General features: G+C 65.3%; 17 protein-coding genes and 1 pseudogene. 10 read left to right on the top strand and 8 right to left on the bottom strand.

Annotated features, from left to right (window positions below):
• From NZ849_RS00330 to NZ849_RS00315, 5 genes are all read left to right on the top strand, one after another.
• Positions 1-1110 (top strand): deoxyribodipyrimidine photo-lyase (locus NZ849_RS00330; protein WP_295402883.1); only part of this gene is annotated, 1110 nt, incomplete at its 5' end.
• Between the two features lie 43 nt (positions 1111-1153).
• A complete protein-coding gene (locus NZ849_RS12075; protein WP_363319593.1) occupies positions 1154-1309 on the top strand; it encodes a DUF2256 domain-containing protein in 156 nt (51 codons plus the stop codon).
• A 390-nt stretch (positions 1310-1699) separates the two neighbouring features.
• Positions 1700-2194 (top strand): fasciclin domain-containing protein, encoded by a 495-nt coding sequence (locus NZ849_RS00325; protein ID WP_295402880.1) that lies wholly within the window; start codon positions 1700-1702, stop codon positions 2192-2194.
• 89 nt (positions 2195-2283) lie between these two features.
• Complete coding sequence (locus tag NZ849_RS00320) at positions 2284-2943, top strand: DUF4397 domain-containing protein (RefSeq protein WP_295386480.1); 660 nt, start codon at positions 2284-2286, stop codon at positions 2941-2943.
• 89 nt (positions 2944-3032) lie between these two features.
• Positions 3033-4331, top strand: coding sequence for an alpha/beta fold hydrolase (locus NZ849_RS00315; protein ID WP_295402875.1), 1299 nt, complete (start codon positions 3033-3035; stop codon positions 4329-4331).
• Positions 4332-4553: 222 nt separating this feature from the next.
• Here NZ849_RS00315 and NZ849_RS00310 read toward each other — a convergent pair whose 3' ends face one another.
• Together NZ849_RS00310 and NZ849_RS00305 are read right to left on the bottom strand one after the other, a co-directional pair.
• The gene (locus tag NZ849_RS00310; protein ID WP_295386486.1) at positions 4554-5252 is read right to left on the bottom strand and encodes an intradiol ring-cleavage dioxygenase; all 699 of its coding nucleotides are present in this window, start codon (positions 5250-5252) and stop codon (positions 4554-4556) included.
• Positions 5253-5530: 278 nt separating this feature from the next.
• The gene (locus tag NZ849_RS00305) at positions 5531-5989 is read right to left on the bottom strand and encodes a hypothetical protein (protein ID WP_295386489.1); all 459 of its coding nucleotides are present in this window, start codon (positions 5987-5989) and stop codon (positions 5531-5533) included.
• Between the two features lie 139 nt (positions 5990-6128).
• On the opposite strand from NZ849_RS00305, the gene NZ849_RS00300 reads away from it, so the two are divergent.
• Complete coding sequence (locus NZ849_RS00300) at positions 6129-6791, top strand: response regulator transcription factor (protein WP_295386493.1); 663 nt, start codon at positions 6129-6131, stop codon at positions 6789-6791.
• Positions 6788-8110 carry a HAMP domain-containing sensor histidine kinase gene (locus NZ849_RS00295; protein ID WP_295386496.1) on the top strand — a complete coding sequence of 441 codons (1323 nt, stop codon included), beginning with the start codon at positions 6788-6790 and terminating at the stop codon, positions 8108-8110. The genes NZ849_RS00300 and NZ849_RS00295 overlap by 4 nt, the downstream gene beginning before the upstream one ends.
• Here the strand turns inward: NZ849_RS00295 and NZ849_RS00290 are convergent.
• The 3 genes from NZ849_RS00290 to NZ849_RS00280 form a co-directional block, all read right to left on the bottom strand.
• On the bottom strand, positions 8088-9368 hold the full coding sequence (locus NZ849_RS00290) for an ATP-binding protein (RefSeq protein WP_295386500.1): 1281 nt from the start codon (positions 9366-9368) through the stop codon (positions 8088-8090). The two genes, NZ849_RS00295 and NZ849_RS00290, sit on opposite strands and share 23 nt — an antisense overlap.
• A gap of 5 nt (positions 9369-9373) precedes the next feature.
• The gene (locus tag NZ849_RS00285; RefSeq protein ID WP_295386503.1) at positions 9374-10081 is read right to left on the bottom strand and encodes a response regulator transcription factor; all 708 of its coding nucleotides are present in this window, start codon (positions 10079-10081) and stop codon (positions 9374-9376) included.
• Positions 10082-10151: 70 nt separating this feature from the next.
• Entirely contained in the window at positions 10152-10571 is a 420-nt protein-coding gene (locus NZ849_RS00280) for a hypothetical protein (RefSeq protein ID WP_295386507.1), read from the bottom strand.
• Between the two features lie 195 nt (positions 10572-10766).
• On the opposite strand from NZ849_RS00280, the gene NZ849_RS00275 reads away from it, so the two are divergent.
• The 3 genes from NZ849_RS00275 to NZ849_RS00265 are packed head-to-tail and all read left to right on the top strand — an operon-like array spanning position 10767 to position 14967.
• Positions 10767-12002 (top strand): MFS transporter, encoded by a 1236-nt coding sequence (locus NZ849_RS00275; protein WP_295386510.1) that lies wholly within the window; start codon positions 10767-10769, stop codon positions 12000-12002.
• Positions 12003-12045: 43 nt separating this feature from the next.
• Positions 12046-13698, top strand: coding sequence for a dynamin family protein (locus NZ849_RS00270; RefSeq protein WP_295386513.1), 1653 nt, complete (start codon positions 12046-12048; stop codon positions 13696-13698).
• 45 nt (positions 13699-13743) lie between these two features.
• Entirely contained in the window at positions 13744-14967 is a 1224-nt protein-coding gene (locus NZ849_RS00265; protein WP_295402872.1) for a cysteine desulfurase, read from the top strand.
• A 13-nt stretch (positions 14968-14980) separates the two neighbouring features.
• Here the strand turns inward: NZ849_RS00265 and NZ849_RS00260 are convergent, their stop codons facing one another.
• The 3 genes and pseudogenes from NZ849_RS00260 to NZ849_RS00250 form a co-directional block, all read right to left on the bottom strand.
• A complete protein-coding gene (locus tag NZ849_RS00260) occupies positions 14981-17344 on the bottom strand; it encodes a TRAP transporter fused permease subunit (RefSeq protein ID WP_295402867.1) in 2364 nt (787 codons plus the stop codon).
• Positions 17345-17479: 135 nt separating this feature from the next.
• Positions 17480-18478, bottom strand: coding sequence for a TAXI family TRAP transporter solute-binding subunit (locus NZ849_RS00255; protein WP_295402887.1), 999 nt, complete (start codon positions 18476-18478; stop codon positions 17480-17482).
• Between the two features lie 120 nt (positions 18479-18598).
• Positions 18599-18747 (bottom strand): annotated as a pseudogene (locus NZ849_RS00250) (integrase core domain-containing protein); the annotation flags it as partial.

The following is an 18747-nucleotide window of genomic DNA, read 5'->3' as shown; positions in this document are numbered from 1 at the left end:
ACCGGACCCCCTTGGGAGGTGCTGCCGCGGCTGGCCGAGGAACTGGGGGTTCAGGCAGTCTACGCGGTCCGCAACACCACCCCCTACGCCCGCTTCCGCGACGAAAGGGTGGCCTCAGCCCTTGGGCGGCCCCTGCACCTCCTGCCGGGGCAGTACATCCACGAGCCCGGAACCCTTCTCAAACCCGATGGAGGCCCCTATACGGTCTTTACCCCCTACTCCAAGCGCTGGTGGGCCACGCCCATCCCAGACGCAACCGAAGCACCCCACCACTTCCCCCCGGTGCCCCTGCCCCCGGGCTACGACCCAGGGCATATCCCTGAAGAACCGGCCGGCATCCCCTTGCCGCCCGCTGGGGAGGAGGCCGCACTGGGGGCACTGGAAGACTTTCTCAGGAACAGGCTGAACCGCTACCACCTAACCAGGGACGCGCTGGACGGCCAGGGGGGCTCCAGGCTCTCCTACTACCTCACCTTGGGGGTGCTCTCCCCCCGGCTTTGCGCCCGAAAGGCCTTGCAGATAGGGGGTGAAGGAGCCCAAAAGTGGGTGAGCGAACTCTGCTGGCGCGACTTTAGCGGCGACCTGCTCTACCACCGCCCCCAGATGCTCCAAAGGGCCTTTGACCCCCGCTGGGAGGCCCTGCCCTGGAACGACGACCCAGCCCTTTTTGAGGCCTGGCTAACGGGCCAGACCGGTATCCCGCTGGTGGACGCAGCCATGCGCGAGCTGCGGGCCACCGGCTTTGTTTCCAACCGGGGCCGCATGGTAGCGGCGCAGTTTGCGGTCAAGCTGGCCCTCCTACCCTGGCAGAAGTGCGAGCGGGCTTTCCGCGACCTGCTCCTAGACGGCGACAACGCCTCCAACCTGCAAGGCTGGCACTGGGCGGGGGGGCTGGGGGTGGACGCAGCCCCCTACTTCCGGATCTTCAACCCCATTGCCCAGGCCGAGACCCATGACCCCGGCGGGGCCTGGCTCAGGCGCTGGGTGCCCGAGTCGGGGGGGCGGGCCCTGCCCTACAAGCCCCCGGTGCTGGACCTGGAGCTGGCCCGGAGACGCTACCTGGAGGCCGCCAGCCGGATCGCTAGGCCCCCTAGCCCTCAAAAAGGCTGATCGGCTGAGCCCGGAAATCCCGCCGGGAGCCGTCCAGAAACCCATGAAACACAAAGGCTTCAAGGCCCATCTACCCACCAAGCTCTGCCCAGTGTGCGGGCGGCCCTTCCAGTGGCGCAAGAAATGGGCCAGGAACTGGGATGAGGTCAGGTACTGTTCAGAGCGGTGCCGGGGTCTGGCCAGGGGGAGGCGGGGATGAGGGAGCTGCGGCAGGGGCTCATGCTGGGGGCGCTGATGTGCCTAGGAGGCGCACTCCCTGGCCTACGGCGCAGCCGGGACGAATTGGGGTAGCCGTTGGGGTCTACAACCGGGGTCTGGGGAAAGTTGAACGCTGCGGTCGTCCACGGGGACTGGCTGGGACTAGGCCCGACCGGTCTACGCCGGCCGCTTTAGGTGGAAGCCGGCCCGGACACCCCTTCCCTACCGGGGCCTGGCCCGCTCACGCCCACGAATCTAAACGTAACCTGGACAAATTTTCTACCAAGATTCTACGCTTAGCCTAACCCTGGGGCTGGGAAAAGTGGACAAAAGCTCATGGAAATCGGCCTCCAGATAGGAACGCCCGCCGGCCCCAGGAGGAGGATAGGAGATGAAACTCAAGGCGCTGCTCGTGGCTGGAAGCCTGGTCCTCGCCGCCCTCGGCCTGACCCTCACCAACGCCCAGGGCACCACCCAGAACCAGACCATCGCCCAGATTGTGGCGACCAACCCCAACTTCAGCACCCTGCTGAGCGCGCTGAAGGCTGCGGGGCTGGAGGAGACCCTCTCGGGCCCCGGACCCTTCACGGTCTTTGCCCCTACCAACGCAGCCTTTGCCAAGATTCCTAAGGCCGACCTGGACAAGCTGCTGGCCAACAAGCAGGAGCTGACCAAGGTACTCACCTACCACGTGGTGGCGGGGCGGGTGCCCTCGAGCCAGGTCGTCAACCTCAAGGAGGCTAAAACTGTGGAGGGCCGGAGCATAACCATCGAGGTAAAGGACGGCAAGGTCATCCTGAACGGCAACTCCACCGTAACCACCGTGGATATCCAGGCCAGAAACGGCATCATCCACGTTATAGACACCGTGCTGATGCCCAAGTAAATACCAAGGCTGAAGCAAGCCCCCGCCCCGATTGCCGGGCGGGGGCTGCAGCGCTAAGATGTACTTGCAGACTTTGGAAAGGAGCCTTTATGCGTTGGAAAAGCTGGTTCGTGGGGTTGGCGCTTACTCTCGGCTTCGCCCTAGCCCAAAGCAACAGCGGCACCGCCTTTGTGCGCTTCGCCCACCTGGTGCCCGATGCGCCGGCAGTGGACATCCTATCTGGGGGCAACAAGGTATTCGAGGCCCAAGGGTTCAAGGACGTGACCTACTACGCCGAGGTGCCCGCGGGTAACCTGACCCTAAGCGTGCAGACCACTGGCCAGAACCCAGCCAAGGTAGCCGACGTGAGCCTGCGGGTGCAGGCGGGGAGGTACTACACCGTGATGGCCCTGGGGACCGCCTCCAGCCTGAGAACCCAGGTGGTGGAGGACCGGCTAGCCCCAGCTGAAGGGGTTGCCAAGGTGCGAATCGTCCACGCCTCCCCCGACGCTCCAGCGGTGGACGTGGCCCTGAAGGGTGGGCCGCTGCTCTTCCGCAACCTAGCCTTCGGACAGCGCTCGGGATACGGCACGGTGCGGCCCGGGGCCTACGACCTCGAGGTGCGCCCCACCGGCAGCCCCACCGTGGCCCTGCCCTTGGAGGGGGTAGCCTTTGAGGGGGGTAAGGTCTACAGCGTCTTCGCGGTGGGCCGGGTGGCCGACCAGAGCCTAGAGGTGGTGGTGGTCGAGGATAGCTTCGGCAGCCCGTAGGCCCGGAGCAAGGCCAGGTGGGCCTTGGGCCCACCCTTTTTGTGGTCTCCGGCGAAGTTTTAGCTGGGGCTTGGGCGCAGCATGTGTTCATGCTGCGCTGGCCCTTCTTGGTTGCCTGCCTGGGCTTGGCCCTGGCCCAAAGCCCCCGCTGGTCCGGAGCGCCCGACTACTTTGCTGTGCCCGGGTCTCCCACCCCGGCCGGTTCCAGGCTTGACCGGAGCTACGTCCTTTCCTTCCCCGCCCAGGGCGCTCCCAAGGGCACCCTGATTATGGTGCCCGGATTCCTGGGGGGAGCCACCAACTTCGAGGCCCTGGCCCGCCGGCTGGTGCTGGCCGCCCCCGGCTGGACGGTCTGGGCCTGGGACCGGCGGGCCAATGGCTTGGAGGACCGGCAGGGCTTCGCCCTACCCGACCCCTGGGCTTACTACCAGGACTACCGCCTGCCCGACTTTCCGTTCCTCAAGGAGTGGGGCTTGAGGGTGCACCTGGAAGACCTCGAGCAGCTGGTGGAACAAGCCCGGCGGGAAGGCCCGGTGGTGCTGGCCGGCCACTCCCTAGGGGCCAGCCTGGCCGCCCTCTTTGCCCTTTACCGAGGGGAGAGGCTGGACGGACTGATCCTGCTGGATGGGGCCCCAAGGCTCCTCGCGGTAGACCCAAGGGCCTACTTGGAGGGCGCCCAGGGCCCCTTTGGGCGCCTACCCGGTCTGAACGACCTGCTCTCAGGCCGCACACCTCCCTACGTGGCCGCCTTCGGTCTCGGCCCGGCGGCCTTAGCCCAGGCCGAGGCCCAGGCTTTTATGGCAGGGCTGGCTCCGGAAGCCGATGCACCCCCGGGGTGGGCCCCGTTCCGCAGCAGCCGGCTAGCCGCGGCCCTGTACCGAGTGGATGAGCGCTACAGCCTGCTTCCCATCTTTTCGGTCTCAGCAGGCCAGGCGGTGGCCCGGGAGGGGCTTAGCCTTCTCGGGCTGGCCTTAGGCCGCCTGGTCTACACCATCCGGGGACCCAGAGGGGGCCGGGTGGAATGGCGGGACACCGGCGAGGCCACCGACCCGCTGGAGTTTGTGCGGCTCTATGCCAACCCCATCACCGGTTTTTCCGAATGGTTCTTTCCCTACCGGCTGGCCCTGGATATCGCCGCCTTTGAAGTGGTGCTTCCCGATCTGAGGCCCCGTCGGTTGCCCTACCCGGTGCTGGCCCTGGGAGCCGGGCGGGGGCTTCTGCCCCGGAACGAGGACTTTGCCAGCGCAAGGGCGTTTTTCCCAGAAACCCCTCTTGAGGTGAACATCCTCGAAGGGCTGACCCATCTTGACCTCCTCACCAACCGCCACGGCGCGGCAATAGGCCCCATTCGGAACTACCTGGAGGGGTTGCAGCGGGCTCACCCCTAGCCGAAACACCTCACCCCCAGAACAGCGGCCTTGGCTCTGCAAGCACCTTGTGGGTGCTCAGCCTGGAACCAGAGGGTAAGGGGGATGCCCTTTGGAGTGGACCTGACGGCGGTGCGGGCGTGGCCCGAGTAGGAAGCAGCACGCGGACTCACCCTTGCCGCAAAACGGCATCTCCACCGGAACAACGCTGGGGCAGACGAGCGGTAAGGTTCCGATGAAAAGCTACAGGTCTAGCCCTACATCGAAGGTGCCGGCATACCCCTCCCCACTCTGGACCAGTTTGAGCAGCAGTTGGTTGCCCCCGTTGCGGTAGATGCTGTCGTTGGCGTTGCGGGTGCGGGTGCCTGCCTTGGCGTAGGGTGGGCTGGCCAGGATACGGTCGCTCAGGGCGTCGTCGAAGAAGAGCTGGGAGGTGAAGTCGCGGTTCTGGTAGCGAATCTTGAAGTGGATGTGCACGGTGCGGCCCGGGTACCAGCCGGGGTAGATGGTGGTGAACTGGGCCACTCCCTGGGCGTCGGTGATCTGGTAGCCGCGCAACCACTTCTGCCCCCGGGTGTCCCCATAGCGGTCCCGCACCCCAGAGTACATCCCCTGCGCATCGCACTGCCAGATGTCCACCATCGCACCCGGCAACGGCACGCAGCCTGCAGGAGAGACCCGGGTCACCACGAAGCGCAGGCTCAGGGGCACCCCTGGCTTGACCACCCCGCTGGCGGGGTCGGACCGGATATCGGAGCGATTGAGCTGAACGTCCACAAAGTAGGGCCCTTCGGTGAGAGCTGGCCGCACTACGCAAGCGGGAAGGGCAGCCGAACCGCCCTGAGTAGTGGCGCGAGGTCCCCCCACAAGTCCACCCATCCCTAGCATCGCCAGCACCTCGCGCCGGCTGAGAATCCTGCCAACGGGTCTATCGTCGTCCATAAACTGGCCCCCTTTGCAAACAGCCTTGGCCCGTTCAGGGCTACTATCCCCCAGTTCCCTCCTCAGGGTCTCGCGCTCAGCCCGGCTGACCTCACCCTTAGCATACCGCTCACGAACTATTCCCGGTGCCCGGTCGGGGGCTTCTGCTATTGGAGCCGCGCAAGAGCCGTAGGGGGAGCACCAAGACCGGAACGGGCAGCAACAAGGTCCAGAGCAGACCGCCTATCAAGTCAACGGGGCGCGTGGACAACCACACGCCCGGAAAAAATTCCGCTGGCCTAGCGCCACCAACCCCTAGGGCCGCGGCCATCCCGCCCTGCAGGGCCAAGGCGAAGCTGCACCGGCTGATTCACAAGGACCCGGGCCACCGCCTGGCTGTTGGCTTTGAGGCTGTTGGCCTGCTCGGTGCTCAGGCGCCCAGCCTGCACAGCCTGGTCAATGGCCTGGTTGCGGGCCGCGGCCAGGGCGGCCTCGAGCCCCGCTGGGGTTTTTCCCAGCTCAGTGGCGAGCTGACCCAGGGTTTTGCTGCCTCCGGAAAGCAACGCCAGCTCGGCTGGGGTCACACCCAGGAACTGCGCAGCGGCAAAGTACAGGCTACCCACGTTATACCCACGGAATGCCATGCGCTGGGCGGGCTGGGCTGGCGCAGGCTGCTGTGGGGCTGGGGTCTGCTGGGCAAAAGCGCCCGCCAGGGCCAGGGTGGAAACCAACAAAGCGGTCTTTAGGGTCTTGTTCATCGTCAACCTCCTCTTCTGGGGAAGGCCCTCTGGCCTTCCCAAGGAGGAGTCTGGCCCCGGCCGGTTACGTTGCGGTTATGGCTAGCTGAGAGGGGTTTCTCATAACCTTAGCGTAACCCCTCGGGGGCAGACTAGAGGTATGCGGATTCTGCTGGTGGAGGACGAGCCCAACATCGCCCGGCCGGTTGTGCGGGCCCTCCTTGCCCAGGGGCACCAGGTGCGCCATGCCCCCGACCTCACGAATGCCCGTCTCCTGCTGGCAGAGGCAGAACCCGACCTGCTCATTCTGGACGTGCGCCTGCCAGAGTCTGAGGATGGAGGGTTCATCCTGGCCCAGGAGGTCAGGGAGGCTGGATACAAGGGGCCCATCCTCTTCATGACCGCCCGCGACGCCCTGGCCGACCGGGTGAGGGGTCTGGATGGGGGAGGGGACGACTATGTGGTCAAACCCTTCGAACTGCCGGAGCTGTTGGCCCGGGTACGGGCGTTGCTCCGCCGGGTCAGCGAGGTGAGGCAAAGCCGGGTGCAGTACGGCCCCCTCGAGCTCGACCTGACCAACCGCAGCGTGCGCTGGAAGGGCCGGCCTGTGGATCTAAGCGGGCGCGAGTATGCTCTGCTGGAGCGCCTGGTCATGCACCCAGACCGGGTTTACAGCCCAGAAGAGCTCCTGGACCTAATCTGGGGTGAGGAGGCTTCGGACACGGGTGTGGTCAAGGTCTGCGTGCACCACCTGCGCAGCAAGCTAAACGCTGGGGTGGTGCGCACGGTTCCCGGAGGCTACAAGCTGGGGGTCGAGCCATGAGCCTACGCCTGCGGCTAGCCCTCTTTATCGCCGTGGCCATTGCCCTGGCTCTTTTGGTACAGGGGTTTTTGGGCTACGCCAGCTTTGAGCGGCTGCAGCTTGGGAACCTCGAGCGCGAGCTGGACAACTATCTTCGGCGGGTAGCCGCCCAGACCGAGATGCGGCGGGGCATCGAGGACCACCTGGAGCATGTAGATGCGGGAGGCCGCCACCCCTACCTGCTGGGAAGGCCCCTTCGTAGGCTCATCAACCCAGCTCCCCCCGGGGGCATAGCCCATGCCCGGCTGGTTCAGGAAGGAAGGGTAACGCGAGAATGGGGCCAGTTTCCTGAAGCGGTTCCCCTAAGCGACAGCCCCCGGGCCCGCTTAGAGCAAAACTGGCTCTACAAGAGCCTGTATCTGGAAAGCGGGGTCTACATCCAAGGGGCTCTGGAGGCCAGCCAGGTGCAAAATAGCCTGGCTGGTTACCGGCAGACGCTGGTCTTTACGGCGCTCGTGGTCTCCTTGCTGGGCGCCCTGGCAGCCTGGATGTTGAGCGGCCCAGCCCTTCGCCCCCTGCGCCACCTGCTGAAGGCCACCCGCCGCATCGCTGACTCGGGCGACCTAAGCCTACGGGTGCCCCCCGAGGGCAGCGGAGAGCTTTTGCATCTGAGCCAGACCTTCAACCAAATGTTGGAACGGCTCGCGGCCTTCCGCCAGCGCGAGGTGGAGTTTACCCGGCACGCCGCCCACGAACTGCGCACCCCCCTCACTGCCATCCGCCTTCAGCTCGACGCATACCGGCAGGGCCTCTCCACCCCCGAGGAAACCCTAAGCGTGGTGCAGGAGGAAGTGGAGCGCATGACCTGCCTGAGCGAGTCGCTCCTCACCCTGGCCCGGGAAGGCCGGGGACAGAAGGTCGGGCTGGACCTGGCTCAGCTGGCCCTGAGGGCCGCAGGGCGATGGGGTTTGCCCTACCAGGGTCCGGGTAGCCTGGAGATTTCCGGCGACCCTATACTGATTGAGCAGGCGCTGGAAAATCTCATACAAAACACCAAAAAGCACGCTCCGGGAGCCCCAGCGGGGGTAGATTTGGAAAGCCGAGCTCCCTACGTGGTGCTCAGGGTCTGGGACGAGGGCCCTGGCATGCCCAAAGAGGCAATGGAGCGGGCCTTCGAGCCCTTCTACCGAGCACCAGGGGTTAGGGCCCCTGGTCACGGCCTGGGTCTCTCGGTGGTAGCCCGGGTGGCCGAAGCTCACGGGGGAAAGCTGGTGCTCCTACCCAACCAGCCTCAGGGCCTGCGGGCCGAGCTTTGGCTCAGAGAGCCTTGGCCGGAGTAAAGGGCAAGGAAAGCTCAAAGAGGGCACCGCCCTCGGGGTGGTTGTGGGCCCTTACCCATCCCCCATGCAGCTCCACCAGGGTCTTGACAATGGCCAACCCCAGCCCACTCCCTCCGGTGGAGCGGGAACGGGAGACCTCAGCCCGGTAGAAGCGGTCAAAGACCCGTCCCAGGGCTTCCTCAGGGATGCCAGGGCCGCTGTCCCGAATCCGCAACACGGCATGGGTGGGCTCGGCCATCACCTCCAGCACAATTCGTCCCCCGGCCGGCGTGTGGGCCAGAGCGTTGGTCATAAGGTTGGTCACCACCTGGGCCAGCCGGTCGGGGTCAGCCCGAACCAAGAGGGGTTGGGAAGGCAGGTGGAGCTCCAGCCCAATCTGCTTGGCGCTGAGCGCGGCTTGAAAGGTGTGCGCCATGCGGCGAAGGTGCTCGGTAAGGTCCAGCTCCCGCAACATCAGGTTTAGCCGCCCCGCATCAGCAAGGGAAAGGGTGCGCAGGTCCTCCACCAGCCGCGAGAGCAGCTGGGTCTGGTGGTGCAGCCGGTCCACCTCAGCCATCTCCAGAGGCATCACCCCATCCTGAATCGCCTCCAACCGGCCCTGCATGACCGTGAGGGGGGTGCGCAGCTCGTGGGCAATGTCAGCAATCATGGCTTTGCGCTCAGCCTCGAGCCGCTCCAGCGAAGAGGCCATGTGGTTGAAGCTCCGAGCCAGCCGGGCCACCTCGTCCTCCCCCTTCGAAACCGGTGCGCGGGCTGAGAGGTCGCCCTGGGCCAACCGGCCCGCGGCTTTTGAGATAGCCTCAATGGGCTGGGCTATCCGGCGGGCAAAGACCAGGGCTACCAGCACCCCCAGCAACGTGGCCACCAAGCTGGCAATCAGCAGGTTCTGCTGCAAACGGGCCTCCAGGCTGGGCCTACGGGGGCGGGGCGGGGCCTGAAGCCGGATGGCAGGGGCAGCGGGATCGTCCAGCGGGGTGATGAGAAAGACCGGGTTAGGGTTCTCGGGGTCGGTTGAGGGGCGCATCTGGATTCGGAACTCCCTTCCTGCCTGGAGCTGGTTGCGCAGCTCAGGGGTCAGGTTCAGGTTCGGGGGGCGCCCCTCGCCGCGCCTGAGGAATTCCCGCACCTCAGCCGGCAGCTCCCGAAAGGTGCGCTCCCGCTGGTAGGTGTTTAGGGCCACCGTGAGCAAGCTGGTGGTTACCGCTACCAACGCCATCAGCAGGCTCAGGCGCACCTCGAGACGGTTGAACCAGCGCATGAGCTCTAATCCTCTACCCAAAGCCGATACCCCACCCCCCGCACGGTCTCCAGGAGCCCCCCACCCCCGGCAGCCTCGAGCTTTCGCCGAAGGTTCTTTAGGTGAACGTCCACCACCCGCTCCAAAGCGTCGGAGTCGGGCAGGGCGGACTCCAGCAGCTCAGCCCGGGTGAAGGCCCGACCCGGGGCACGGGCCAGGGTTTCCAGCAAACGAAATTCGGTTGGGGTAAGTTCCAGGCGCACCCCCCCTAGGCGGGCCACCACCTTCTCGCTGTCTATCTCCAAAGGCCCCACCCTAAGCAGCGTCCTCGGGGCCTCGGCCAAAACTACCCTCCGCAGCACCGCTTTGACGCGGGCCACCACCTCGCGCGGACTGAAGGGCTTGGTCACATAGTCGTCGGCCCCCAGCTCCAAACCCAGCAGCTTATCCAGGTCTTCGGCGCGGGCGGTGACCAGGATGACCGGGGTGTTGCCTTTGCTGCGGATGCGGCGCAATACCTCGAGGCCATCCATCTCGGGGAGCATGATGTCCAGCAAAACCAGGTCGGGCCGGGCCGCCCGCACCAGGTTTAAAGCCTGCCGCCCGTCGCTGGCCCGCTCGGTGCGAAAACCCTCCCGGCGCAGGTAGCTCTCCAAAATTTCGGCAATCTCTGGTTCGTCCTCAACCACCAGTACCAGCGCCACCGTCTCCAGTGTATCGCCAGGGGTTGCCACAGAAGAAGTCTGCCCCAGCCTTGTGAAAGGCCGGGGTGGGGCCTGTGTAGATTTCAAGAAGGCCTTAGGATTACTCGCCAGGGTCGGCCCCGCCATTCTCCGCAGCGGTGAAAGCACCCGCGATGGAGGCATGCAGGGCCTCCTCAAAATCGGCCGCCGAGAAGTAGAGGAGTGTGTTCTCGTCGCGAGCTAGCCGGGCTGCGGCCTGGTCTAGCTGCTGCAGCAGGTCCTCCGGCAGGAGCCGCTGCAGGGCCTCAACCGCCGCCTGAGCCTCCTCTGGGGTAAACCCATAGCTCAGCCCCTCGAGGACCAGGTAAATCTGGCGGGCCCGCCCAGCACCCAGGTCCTCCCAACGCACCACCTGAGGCAGAACCTCCACCCAGCGCACCAGGGTCACCGAGGCCTGGGATTGGGATAAACCAGGCGCGGTACCCTGAGCAGCTGCAACGCCCAAAGCCAAAATTGCCAGGATAGGGATTGGAAGTTTCATCTCCTGCTCCTCCTTCTGGAAAGGCCACAGCCTTTCCATGGGGGAGCCTAAGGGGAGGTCATGAAGTTTCCGCGCAGCCTGTATGTAGGCTCCTTGAAGCCTCCGATCGGAGGTTTTTCCGTCCGGAAGGGAGCACATCGCCATCGCCTCACCATCCCTTCCCAAAGATGACCTAGCGGTCAATAATGAACGCCCGTGACGCCACCCCAAGGCGAGCCCCGCCGTTCACAAAACCTAGCCATCTGGGAAGGAATGCTGGCCATTCTCTTCATCAACTGGAGCACCGGGATGGTCATGACCGGGTACGCCCTGTGGCTGGGAGCCCCACCGGCGGCCCTGGCCATCCTGGGGGCGCTACCCATGGTGGGGCAGATGGCCGCGCCCGTGGCCCTCTTTATCCGGGGCGGACGAAGGGAGCTGAGCGCCAACCTTTCGGTCTTCGGGCGGGGCCTACTCTTGCTGGCGCTGTTCATCCCCCTCATGCCTGAGCCCTGGCGCGTTCCAGCCCTGCTGTGCATTGCCGCTATATCCCAATTCATCCTGGCACCGGTGAGCGTGCTTTGGACGAGCTGGATGGCCGACCTGGTACCCGAGCAGGTTCGGGGACGCTACTTTGGCTTTCGCAACGGGGTCCTGGGCCTGGTAGGCACCCTGGGCAATCTGGCAGCAGGTGGCCTCATTGACGCGGTGGGCAAACCCTGGGGCTTCTTGCTGGTGCTGCTGGCCGCCGTGGTGGCCGGGGTGGGGGCCACCTTCATCCTGCGAAGGCAGCACGAGCCTCCCTCCCAAAGCGACCCCCCCCGGCTTGCGGAGCTCATACATCCCCTTTTCGACCGCCGATTCCGCGGGTACCTGGGGTTCGTGGGGCTGTTCTTAGGAGCGGTAAGCGTGGGCGGGCCGTTCGTGTTTCCCCTTTTTCTAGAGCACGCGCGCATGAGCTTCACCCAGCTTGGCCTTTGGACGCTTATCGCCTCGGCCTGCGGCTTAGTGCTAAGCCCCTTGTGGGGCCGCCTGGCCGACCGAATCGGGCACTGGACGGTGTTGCTCATAAGCAGTGGGGTGGCCGCGCTGGTGCTGCCCCCCCTCTGGCTGGCCGGTGGACCAGGCCAGCTCGGAACCATATGGCTGGCGGCCGTTTGCGATGCCTTTGCCTGGGGAGGCATCAACACCGCCCTCACCAACGTGGCCCTGCAAAGCTCCCCCCCAAGGCAGCGGGGGCTGTACTTGGCCTGGTACTGGATGGCCTACGCCCTAGGGGGGCTGCTGGGGTCTCTGCTGGGCGGCTACCTAGGCAGCCTACACGCTCAGACTGGGCTGCCCAGCCCCTACCATCTCCCCATCGCGGTCTCCATGCTACTGCGGACGTTGGCGGTGGCCTATTTGGGCTGGCGAATCCGGCGCAACCGGACACACACTGAAGAACCCTCCTAGCCTACGAAAACGGGCAATTTGGAGGTGGGATAGAATACTGGGCATGTTGGATGAAAAAACGCTGGCCCTGGCCCAGGAGGTGCGGGCGCTGCTGGGGCAGGGGCTCGAGGCTCTGGCCCAAGCAGGGCAGAGCACCGAGGCCATACGGCAGGCTCTGCTCGACCTAGAGGGGCCCTTCCTGCTGGTGGTGGTGGGGGAGTTCAACAGCGGGAAGTCCTCCCTCCTAAACGCCCTTCTGCGGGGGGAGTTTCTGAAGGAGGGGGTTACCCCCACCACTGACCGCATCCACCTGATCGGGTACGGCCCAGAGCCCAAGCAGGCTCCCGAGGGGCCGGGGCTGGTGCGGGTAGAGCTGCCCCATCCTCTCCTGAAGGAGGTTAGGCTGGTGGACACCCCGGGCACCAACGCCATCCTCCAGCACCACCAGCTTCTCACCGAGCGCTTTTTGCCCCGGGCCGACCTCATCCTCTTCGTCACCAGCGCCGACAGGCCCTTCACCCAGTCCGAAGCAGACTTTCTTCGCCTCATCCAAAGCTGGGGCAAGAAGGTGGTCATGGTCCTCCACAAAGCCGACCTGCTCACCGATGCCGAGCTGCGGGAAGTGGAGGCCTTTGTGAGAAAGGGTGCTGAACAAACCCTAGGGCACACCCCCCCCACCTTCCCCGCCTCGGCCCGGCGGGCTCGGCAGGGGCAGGAGGCCAGCAGCGGCATCCCAGCGCTCGAAGCGCATATCCACCGCGTGCTCAACCAGGAGGCCGCTCAGCTCAAGCTGAGCTCCCCCCTAGGGGTGCTCATTCGGGAGCTCGAGGCAGCCCAGCCCACCCTTCAAAAGCACCTGGAGGAGGCCCAGAGGCAGCTCTCCACCTGCCATGAACTTGACCAACTACTGACCCGGCACGAGGAGCGCATCCGCCGCGATTTTGGCGGCCAAGTAGCCCTAGCCCTGCAGGTGGTTGAAGAGGTGCGGGCCCGAGGGGAGCGCTGGCTGGACGAGAAGGTGCGCCTGTCCCGCTTCCTCGAGCTGCTGAACTCCAGCCGGCTCAAGCAGGGCTTCATAGAGGAGGTGGTGCGGGGGGCCAACCAGGAGATTGAGCGCCGGGTGCTGGAGGCCCTGAACTGGCTGACCAAGCGCGACCGCGAGCTTTTGGAAGACGCCCTATCCCTGCTGCGCGAAGCCCCTGGGCTGCACCCCGGGGTTCAGAGCAACCCCGAAACCCGGGCCATCGCGGGCAACCTGGAAGAGGCCCTGCGCTCCTTCGACGCCGAAGCCGAGGCCAGCCAGCTCCGGGACCACATCCAGGAGAGTCTGCGAAACACCGCCCTGGCAGAGGTAGGGGTGGTGGGGCTGGGGCTTACCGTCCTGCTCGTTACCCAGAAAATCGCCCTGGACGTTTTGGGCATCTTTGCCACGCTGTTCGGGGCCATCCTGGCCACCTCCATTCTCCCTCGGCGCAAGGAGGCGGCCAAAGCCCGGTTGCGCGAGCGGCTGGCAGAGCTAAGGGGAGCCCTTGAGGGGGTGCTCCGGGAAACCCTAGAGGCCGAGCTGAGCCACACCCGCGAGCGCTTCCACAACCTCTACCGAGCCCCTTGCGGCCGGCTGGAAAGCCAGCTGGAACGAATCCGGGCCCAGCTCGAGCGGCTGGATACCCTGCTGAGGCAAGCCCAGGACCTCCGCAAAGGGCTAGGCGCTTGGTGAGGACCGACCTAAACCCCCGGGCCCCCATGGGCTACCCTAAGAGCTATGCCCGAAACCCTGAAAGACCTCCGCCAAGACTTCCCCCTCCTGGCCCGCCACCCCGAGCTCGTCTACCTGAACTCCGCGGCCACCAGCCACAAACCCCTTCGGGTCATCGAGGCCCTGGCCCGCTACTACGGGGAGCAGAACGCCAGCATCCACCGGGGAGCCTACGCCCTCTCGGCCCGGGCCAGCGAGGCCTACGAGGAAGCCCGCCGCACCCTGGCCCGCTTCATCGGGGCCCAAGAACACGAGGTCGTCTTCGTGCGCAACACCACCGAAGCCCTAAACCTGGTGGCCTACGCCTGGGGGCTGCACAACCTGCGGGAGGGGGACGTGATCCTGCTGACCGAGATGGAGCACCACGCCAACCTGGTGCCCTGGCACCTGGTGGCTGAGCGGACCGGTGCCGTGGTCCGAGGCATTCCTCTCCACCCCGAAGGCCGCCTGGACCTCTCCTCACTGGAAGGCCTGCTCACCGAACGGGTGCGGGTGGTTGGCCTAACCCACGTCTCCAATGTGCTGGGTACGGTCAACCCAGTGGCCCAAATAGCCCGGGCGGCCCGGGCGGTGGGGGCGCTGGTGGTGGTGGACGGGGCCCAGTCAGCCCCCCACATGCCGGTACGGGTTCGGGAGCTGGGGGCCGACTTCTACGCCTTCTCCGGCCACAAGATGCTGGGGCCCACCGGGATCGGGGTGCTCTGGGGCCGAGCAGAAGTCCTCCAGGAACTGCCCCCTTTTCTGGGAGGTGGCGGGATGATCCGCGAGGTCTACATAGACCGCTCCACCTACGCCGCTCCCCCAGCCCGCTTCGAGGCCGGAACCCCCGCGGTGGCCGAGGCCATTGGGCTTGCAACGGCTGCGGAGTACCTCATGGAGGTGGGGCTGAGCCGGGTTTGGCGGCACGAGCAGGAACTCCTCCAGTACGCGCTGAAGCGGCTGGATGAGGAGCTACCTGAGGTGCGCACCTTTGGCCCGCGGGGAACGGACAGAGGAGGGGTAATCCCCTTTACCCTGGGCAACCTACATGCCCACGACGTAGCCACCGCCCTTGACCAGCACGGCATTGCGGTGCGGGCCGGGCACCACTGCGCCCAGCCCCTGCACCGCCGGCTGGGCGTGCCCGCCACCGTACGGGCCAGCTTCTACATCTACACCACCTACGAGGACATAGACCGCTTCATCGAAGCCCTAAAAAAGGTGCGGGACTTTTTCAAGGGCTGGCTGTGACAACCCCTCCCCGTCAATCCCCAGCCTGGGGGCTGGGGGCCTCGGTCTTCCCACCCCTCAGGAAGAAGAGCAAGCCCAGCCCAAAGGGAACAAACGACATCCAGAGATTAGGGTAGGGGTAGAAGAGGGCTAGGGCCAGCAAACCCATCACCCAGCTCTCCCAGCGGTGTAGGGGCCTGCGGGTGTAGCCCACCGTGGCTGCAGCCAGGAAAACAATGGCCGCGGCAGTGAAGAAGAAGCGCTCGAGGACGATGAGCCAACCCTCGAGGCCCGGCACATTCTGCAGCACCGGCAGGATGAGCAGACCCGTGCCGGTGAAGGAAAGCAGGAAGAAAAACCCGATGATGTACTTGGCCAAGGCCACCCGGGCCGCATAGACCCCGGTCAGGATGGGGTTGGTCTTGAAAACCGAGGCTGCGGCGTACCCCGAGAGGGCCACCGGTGGGGTTACGTCGGCCAGGACCGCATAGTAGAAGAGGAACATGTGGGTGGCCAGCGTGGCAGCCAGCACCGCCTGCTGAGGCTCGAGGCCGTACCCCTGGAAGTTGGCTGCGGCAATCTTGATGATGGCTGGGGCGGTAAGGGAGGCGGTGAGCACGTAGGTAGCGGTAGGGGGCACCCCCATCCCCAGCACCAGGCTGAAGAAGGCGGTGACCAGGGTAGCCAGCAACAGGCTTTCCCCTGAGACCTGGCCCAGGAAGATGGAAAACTTGGAGGGCAGGCCGGTGATGACCATCATCCCAAAAATCAGGTTGGCCGCCACGATGGCCGAACCGATGGGAATAAGCTGGCGAAAGCCCTCCACCAGGCCCTGAGCGATGGGCTCCAAAGCCTCCCGCAGCCTCCCACCGGCCCAGGCGGGGTAGAAGAAGGCCCCCAGCAGCAAGCCCAAGACGGCCAAGGTGATGGGCAGAATGGGGATGTTGCCCAGGTTCCAGCCCGCCCAAAGGGGCAGCAGGGCCCCCAACAGGCCCAGACCCACCCCTAAGGGCAGCCCCAGGCGGTAGGCCGGGCTTCGCATAGCCTCGTTGAGGGCTGCTGGGCGCAGGGTGGGGTCGAGGTAAGCCAGGAGCACAAAGGCCAGGGCGGCCAGGTAGACCGCGGTGGCCACCTCGCTCCCTAGGAAGAGCATCACCACAATCAGCAAGATGGGAATGAAGATGATGCTGTAGCGCAGCGCATAGCGCCGTCCCAGAGTGATGTCGGCCCCCACAGGAGGCAGCTTGGCCTTACGGGCGTAAAACTCGTTGAAGGTGAGGACACCCAAAAGGTACAGGAGCATGGGCCCCAGGGCCATCACCACCACCCAGAGGTAGCTGATCTGCAGAATCTCCACCATCACAAACGCGATGCTGCCCAGCACCGGCGGAGTGATGAGGGCGATGGTGCCAGCGGTGGCTACCAGTCCGGCGGCGACCATCCGATCGTAGTTGGCCTTCTCGTAAAGGGGTTTGGTCAGGGTCGCTACGAACTGGGTGTCGGCCGCGCCCGAGCCGCTAAACATGCCCATGAAGACCGAAGCGATTCCGGTCACCCGGCCCGGGGTCTGGGGGGTACGGCCCACCAACGACAGAGCGATGTTGGCCACCACCTTGCCCAACCCAAGGGCCCCTATCAGGCCCGAGAGGATGGTGAAGTAGACGATGTACTTAGCCGAAACCCCGGTGATAAGGCCGTAGATGCCGGCCTCGGTCTCGTTATAGGTCTTGCCCAAAATCAGGTCGATGCCGTTTCTGGCCCCCTGGAAGGTGCCGGGCACGTACTGCCCGTACATGTTGTAGGTGAGGAAGATGAGCACCAGCGAGGGCATCACCGGGCCCAAAAACCGGCTCACCAGCCCCAGCACCAGAACGATGACGGTAAAGGACATGCTCATGTCCCAGCCCGCCGGGATTACCGCCCGGTTGACCAGCTCCTCGTAGTAGCGCACCTGGTAGGCCCAATGGGCAATGGCCAAAAGGGCCGCGGCCACATCCCCATAGCGGCGTAGGGCGGGCAGGAGCACGGGCAGCACGGCCAGGGCCCAGGCCAGCGTGCCCACCAGCCGGCCTGCCAAGGGTATTTCTACTCCCGGAACGTTGGGCACCCAGAAGGTGTAGAGGAAGGGCAGGGTGAGAAGGGCAAAGACCCAGGAGCCCGGGGTGCGCCTGGCCCCTGGGAGGCGGGAAGTGATGAGATAGCCCGCCACCAGGAGCAAAAGCACGTGGGTGGCTCGCCGAAGCTGCACCTGGTCTAGGATGCCAATGTCCAGCCGGCTCAGGGGGGTGAAGGGGTGGAGCACCAGGTAGAGGCTAAACAGGGCACCCACCAGCAGGACAAACCAGACAACCCGGCCCATGCGGGTGGTGCGACCGGTAGAGTCTTTGGGTATCTCCATGAGGGCACCTCTCGGAAATCCGCTTGATTATATAGGCCTGAAGCCCTTGGTGTGAGGCTCCTTGTTGGAGGCCACCACCCTCAGCGGACAAAAAAGGGGCCCCCCCAGGCGGGGGCCCCAAAGCTCTGAGGCAGGCTACTGGATGGCCCCCACCTCACGCAGGTAGCGCACCGCGCCGGGGTGGAAGGGCACCACCATCCTCTGGTTGTAGAGGTCTACGGTGTTCTTGAGGGTGGTATCCCGAGCCGCGGCGGTGGCGGTGACCAGGGTCTGCAGGTTGCTGAAGACTGCCCTCATGATGGCCGCGGCCAAATCGTCGGGCATAGAGGCTGGGCAGAGGAAGACGTTGCCGGTGAAGAGGGCAAAGACATCCCTTCTTGTACCGTAGACCGACTTGGGCAGCACACCGGTGGTGATGATGCCGGGGAACTCCTTCATGAGGAGCTGGGCGGTAGGGCCAGTTCGGGGGGAGTCCACCAGCTTGATCTGGTCACCCTTTCGGGCCAGGCTCTGGGCCAGCTCAACCACGCTCGAGGTCGGCACCCCGCCCACCCAGAAGTAGGCGTCGATGGTGCCCTCGGCAAGGGCCTTGGCCGACTCCGCAGCGGGCAGGCGCTCCCGCTTGGCAAACTCCCGCACATCCACCCCGGCCCCCTTGAGCACCAGCAGGGCCAGGTTCTCGGTGGAGGAGCCCGGCTGGCCGGTGGAGACCCGCTTGCCCCGCAGGTCGCCCACGAAGTTGATGCCCGACTTCTCGGTGGTCACGATGTGGATGAGGCTCGGGTACATGTAGAACATGATGCGCTGCATGTCAGCCTTGCGCTGGGCAAAGCGCGGCTCCTCCCCGGTGTAGGTGACCAGGGCCGAGTCGGTGGTGGCTAAGGCGCAGTAATAGGTGTTGGAGCGGGGGTCGGTGCGGTCGCGCAGAAGGAGCAGGTTGTCGTAAGAGCCCCCGGTCTGCTGAGCCGTTGCGTCGGCCACGCCGGCCTCGGTCAGAATCTTGGCGATGGCCTGCCCGTAGAAGAAGAACACCCCTCCCGTGCTGCCGGTAGGTATCACCACCCGGGGCCGTTGCTGGGCCAAAGCCGTGCCCAGGAGCACCAGGAAAACCAACGCTAGCTTCCAGAGCTTCATTTCGAAAACCTCCCAGTAAGGCCAAAGCGCGCAAGGCAAACCCAAGCACCGCCAGCTCGGCTGGAACCTCAGGGTTTGCACTTCCGGCTTTGAATAGTTTATCCAGTGTGCACCCCCTGTCAAGGGGCTGTAGTCGGTCAACACATTTGAGACTCTGTGGGGACCGCCTCTCCCCGTATTCTAGCCAGGTACTCTAAAGGGGCCAGGCCCCCCAAGGCCCGGTGGGGTCGCCGGCGGTTGTAGTGGTCCAGGTAGGCGTCAAGCTCCCT

The sequence above is a fragment of the Meiothermus sp. genome (assembly GCF_025060375.1).
In the GTDB taxonomy this organism is placed as follows: domain Bacteria; phylum Deinococcota; class Deinococci; order Deinococcales; family Thermaceae; genus Meiothermus.
The sequence above is the reverse complement of the archived record's forward strand: the minus strand, read 5'-3'. Positions and strand labels throughout refer to the sequence as shown.